The organism is Flavobacterium sp. (assembly GCF_044368995.1).
Taxonomy (GTDB): Bacteria; Bacteroidota; Bacteroidia; order Flavobacteriales; family Flavobacteriaceae; genus Flavobacterium.
In genome coordinates, this window is record NZ_JBIPMS010000109.1 from 1 (window position 1) to 5,478 (window position 5,478).

The window sequence follows — 5,478 nt, forward strand, 5'->3', positions numbered from 1 at the left end:
AAGACGCAAAATGGGCGGAAACATTAACCTTAGTTGATCAAACTTCTGAATATGCATTAACAGGAGCTGTTTTAAGTACAGACCGCTATGCCATTGAAGAAGCAACGGTAGCCTTGCAAAATGCAGCAGGAAACTTTTACATAAATGACAAACCAACAGGAGCAGTTGTAGGTATGCAGCCATTTGGTGGCGCAAGAGCTTCAGGAACAAATGATAAAGCAGGTTCTGCACAAAACTTATTGCGTTGGGTTTCTCCAAGAACAATAAAAGAAACTTTTGTTACACCAGAACATTTTAGTTATCCCTTTTTAGGATAATTTTAAAAATATAAAACTTTATTATTGCTTAAAAAAAACGCCAGACTTTTAAGAATGGCGTTTTTTTATTTTATTTAAAAAGTTATTAGATAAGTATACTACAAATTTAAATCAAAAGGCAGTAACATTTGTACTCCTTTTCTGCTTTGCATTAATTTAGCTTTTTTTAGTAAATTATAATTTTCTTCACCCAATTCTTCTTTCATCATAGTTTCTCTAGATTTGTATATACTTGCACCTGCAAATGCTTCTAAAATCTCATCGAAATCTTTTTTATATTCTGGGTAATTTTCCGTTCTGTAACTTTTTGATTTTCCTAAAATAGCGGCATGAGCAATAGCTGCATCTAAATTTCCTAGCTTATCAACTAATCCATTTTTTATGGCATCAGTACCTGTCCAAACTCTACCTTGAGCAATAGCATCTACTTGATCAAAAGTCATTTTTCTTCCTATTGCCACACGACTTATGAATGTTTTATAAACACGATCAATACCTTCTAAGGCAATAGTTTTGTATTCCTCAGAAATAGGTTCAAATATACTGTAACCAACTGCGTTTTTATGCGTTTGAATTTGCTCTGCGTTTACGCCATATTTTGTAGCAAATCCATGGACATTTGGCAACATTCCAAACACACCAATTGAACCCGTAATTGTTGTTGGTTCTGCAAAAATAGTATTGGCATTACAAGCTATATAATAGCCCCCCGAAGCGGCTAAATTACCCATAGAAACCACAACTGGTTTTACTTTTTTAGTCAATTCAATTTCTCTCCAAATTAAATCTGAAACCAAAGCGCTTCCACCAGGACTATCTACACGGAGCACTATTGCTTTTACATCGTCATCTTCCCGAGCTTCTCTTAAAGAACGGTTGATTGAAACTTCCCCAATATAATCTACATCACCTTCTCCTCCATTTATATCGCCCTGAGCATAAATTACAGCAATAATATCATCTTTTGTATAATCTTCAGATTTTAAAGAAGTAGTGGCCACATAGTCTATAATTGAAACCGTCTCAATTTCATCGTCTTTAGCTACTTTTAATTTAGTTTTTAAAGCCGCATTAAACTCATCTTCATAAGCAACTTTATCTATTAATTTTTGCTGCAAAGCCATTTCTGGGGTTCTTGCTAATAAATCTGAAGCAATTGCATTCAATTGCATTACAGAGAGATTTCTGTTTTTTGCAATATCCGAAACTATAGATTCCCACACAGATTGTAATAAAACCGTTACTTGCTCTCTGTTTTCTTTGCTAATTTCTTGCGCTAAAAAAGGTTCTACTGCACTTTTAAATTTTCCATGACGAATAATCTCCATTTTTAGACCCGATTGATCTTGAAAATTTTTAAAAAATAACATTTCTGTTCCTAATCCTTTAAAATCCATTTCGCCAGCAGGATTCAGATAAATATCATCAGCTACTGAACTAATATAATATTCATTTTGAGAAAAAACAGTGGCATAAGCCATCACAAACTTCTTCGATTTTTTAAAATCTTCCAATTTATCTCTAAGCTCCTTACTTTGAGCCATTCCTAAATTTGATACGTTGTTTACAAGTGTTATCCCTTTTATTTTGTCGTCGGTTTTTGCCGCATCTATTGCATTTAAAACTTCTATAAAACCAACTTTGTCTTTTCCTAAAAACAAACTACTAAATGGACTATCCGAATCAAATTTACCCGCATAATCAAAATTAATTTTAGCCAAATCTAATTGAATTACAGAATTATCTTTAACTTTTATCTCATCGTCTCCACTACCTACTATGGCGCCAAGTCCTATTAGAAAGAAAAAACTTAATAAAACAAACAAAAATAATCCTACAATTGTTGCAAATACATTCTTTATAAAATTCATATTAATTATATTATTTACACATATGTAGTAATTTAAAACAAAATGTTACAGTAATATTAAAAAAAAATAGAACCTACTTTATTTATCTAGAACAAATTATTAAAAAAAAGTTGTGTGGAAGAAAAAACAAATCTGAAATTTTTAATAAAAAAATTCATCTTCAAAAATATTCGCCTTTTGTAGAATAAAAATGTAAAATTGTTTGTTAATTTGTTAAAATAAAAAAACACTGTTAAAACGAGATTTGTTTTTACAAAATATGAAGTCACAAAACACATTACTACTTTCTTTAGGAACAAATATGGGACACAAATTAAAAAATTTGGAGACCTGTATTATGGCTATACATAATACAATTGCTACAGTAGTGAAAGTTTCAAAAGTATACGAAACACCTGCTTGGGGATTTGAAGGGGATGTGTTTTATAATTGTGCTATTATGATTCATTCTCATAAATCAGCGCAAAAAATACTAAGTAAGATTATTAAATTAGAAAAAAAACTAGGTCGAATTAGAAAAAATACTGAGCAGTACGAGTCGAGAAATATAGATATTGATATTATTTCTTTTAATGATGAAATTATTGCAACTGAAAATTTGAAAATTCCACACATTCACCTACAAAATAGAAAATTTGTTTTATTTCCAATGAATGATATTGCCCCAAAATGGAATCACCCAAAACTCAACAAAACCATTTCTGAATTGCTTAATTGTTGTGAAGACACTTCTGCAATTAAAGAGATTGGAAATATACAAAACCCAACGCATCAATTAGCATTAAAACAACTAAACTATATTGCAATTGAAGGAAATATTGGTGCTGGCAAAACAACTTTGGCCACAAAAATAGCAGAAGATTGTAATGCAAAAATAATTTTAGAAAGATTTGCTGACAATCCGTTTTTACCCAAGTTTTATAAAGATCAAACCCGTTATGCTTTTCCTTTAGAAATGTCATTCTTAGCGGATAGGTACCAACAATTATCCGATGATTTGGCACAATTTGATTTGTTTAAGGATTTTATAGTTGCCGATTATCATATTTTTAAATCGCAAATTTTTGCAAAAGTTACCTTGCAAGAAGATGAATTTCGTTTGTACAAAACCATGTTTGACATAATGTATAAAGAAATGCCAAAACCTGATTTATATGTTTATTTATACCAAAATACAGATCGATTATTGGCTAACATAAAAAAACGGGGAAGAAGTTATGAACAAGATATTACCTCAAATTATTTAGAAAAAATAAACCAAGGGTATTTAGAATATATAAAATCGCAAACCGATATCAATGTATTAATTATAGATATTTCTGATTTAGATTTTGTAAAAAACCAAGAAGATTATATTTATATTTTAAATGAAATTAAAAATAAAATACAATAGAAAAATTATCTTTTTAATGAAAAATGACCTTTTACTTCTGAAATATTGTTACCTAAATTGGCCACAAACCAATAATCCGAAGACGAAACATTTTCACCATTTAGTTTGCCATCCCAATATGGATTTTTAGTATTTAATACCGTAATTAGTTGCCCATATCTATCAAAAATAGCAATATTTGCATCAGGAAATAAGTGCATGCCGTTTACTTTCCAATAATCGTTAAATCCATCCGCATTTGGTGTAAAAAACTTTGGGTAATCAATCACCACAAAATTTCTATAATCGAACCCACAATTTGTTCCTATTTCTCTAACATAACAAGTATATTCGCCTCCCACCGTAAAGTTAAAAATATTAGAATTCTGAAAAATAATATTATCTAAAGAATATTCAAAAATTCCTGTTCCATTAACACCAATTTCTGCGGTTAATCCTTCCACTTTTATAAAAGTAATTTCAGGTGTGATATTTTCAATAACTGTAAAATTCTTCGTTAAATTACAATTTTGAGGCGTTGTTACTATTACTGAATAAGTTCCAGCTGAGGCAACTGCACAATCTTGAGTAATGGCTCCCGTGGACCATAAATAAGTGCCCCCTGAAATTCCAGATTGGAGCGTAACAGAGGTGTTCTCACAAAAAATAACTGTTTCATCAACCACGGTTGGGGCTGGTACAACCTGAACTGGAATTGCTAACCTATTAGATGTGCAACCATTGCTTTCTGCTTCAATATAATAAGTTATAGAGGTGTTTAAGTTAGGCGTGGTAAAAGAAGTTCCTGTGAAAATTGGTATCAAACTTGTGTTGGAATCGTACCAATTTATTGTACCTATTGTTGTATTCGCTTGAATTGTAATGTTGGTGCCTTGGCAAACAGGATTGGGAACTATAAAACTAATTATGGGAACCTCTTTTATAGTTGCAGTAACTTGCACTCTATTTCCAAAAGTACATCCAACAGGAAATACATCTACATAATAATCTGTAGTAACATTTAAAATAGGGGTATTAAATGAATTTCCAGTAAAAATTGGCGCGCCACCTGTTGGACTAGTATACCAATTACTACTTCCTGTATTTGTTGTGGCTTGAAGCAAAACTGAACCTGAACCACATCTTGATGCGTTTGTTGTATTAGATATAATGGGCATTGTAATAATAGAAGTGGTAGAAATTTGTAAAATGGGATCGCCTGGCATACCACCATATTCTACAATATATCCTTTTGGTTGGTAATCTCCACTAGATTCTCCTATATTAGTTAAATCATTCCACGAACCAGGTTGTCCTACTCCTGGTGCTGTAACATGAGCGTAATCTTCATTGTTAGAATTGTTTGGTTCGCCAGTATTCCAAAAAGAAAAATTTGGAGAACTACCACTTACTGAGCCATTCCAAAATGTTACGCCTAGTTCTGGTCCTGAAACCCATTTCCAAACGCCTTCATCTACTTCGTCTGAACCGCCAATCCATCCGGCTCCAGATGCTTGTATACCAGAAATTTGAACTTCTTCTACATTGGTTATAGTAGCCAAATAACCTTGTAAACCATAATAAGTTGATGTCGCAGCTATATTTTTGGCGTTTATCCAAGAAATACCCGTATTTGGAATATATTCATAGTAATGCCCTGTAGATTCTAAGTAATTTGCTTGCCCGATAGTTATTGAAAAAATACGTTGCCCGCTAGGATTTGTGTCTGAATTTGTAAAAACTACCGATTCAATAGCCGCTTCAAATTGCAAATAAGTAGGTTCACCACTAATTCCGATCAAGGTTAATTTCCCTTCTGTTGCATTCCAAGAAGAAGTTATCGCGGGATGAATACCTGTTAATGTTAAAACATCTTGTCCAAAATCGTAACCAGAAGAAATTTGAATGTACATGGCGG

At 32.0% G+C, this 5,478-nt stretch carries 4 protein-coding genes; 2 read left to right on the forward strand and 2 right to left on the reverse strand.

Annotation, left to right across the window (positions count from 1 at the left end):
* Positions 1–317: aldehyde dehydrogenase family protein (locus ACIQ2I_RS07540; protein ID WP_396181812.1), on the forward strand; the 317-nt coding region annotated here is incomplete at its 5' end.
* Between the two features lie 98 nt (positions 318–415).
* Here ACIQ2I_RS07540 and sppA read toward each other — a convergent pair.
* On the reverse strand, positions 416–2,188 hold the full coding sequence (gene sppA, locus ACIQ2I_RS07545) for a signal peptide peptidase SppA (protein ID WP_396181813.1): 1,773 nt from the start codon (positions 2,186–2,188) through the stop codon (positions 416–418).
* Between the two features lie 259 nt (positions 2,189–2,447).
* Here sppA and folK point away from each other — a divergent pair, with 259 nt between their 5' ends.
* Positions 2,448–3,581: a 2-amino-4-hydroxy-6-hydroxymethyldihydropteridine diphosphokinase gene (gene folK, locus ACIQ2I_RS07550; RefSeq protein WP_396181814.1), complete on the forward strand. Its 1,134-nt coding sequence runs from the start codon at positions 2,448–2,450 to the stop codon at positions 3,579–3,581.
* Between the two features lie 5 nt (positions 3,582–3,586).
* Here folK and ACIQ2I_RS07555 read toward each other — a convergent pair.
* Positions 3,587–5,478: T9SS type B sorting domain-containing protein (locus tag ACIQ2I_RS07555; protein WP_396181815.1), on the reverse strand; the 1,892-nt coding region annotated here is incomplete at its 5' end.

Coding starts and splice junctions, on each gene's coding strand:
- folK (WP_396181814.1), top strand. CDS start 2,448: ATGAAGTCACAAAACACATTACTACTTTCTTTAGGAACAAATATGGGA.
- sppA (WP_396181813.1), bottom strand. CDS start 2,188: ATGAATTTTATAAAGAATGTATTTGCAACAATTGTAGGATTATTTTTG.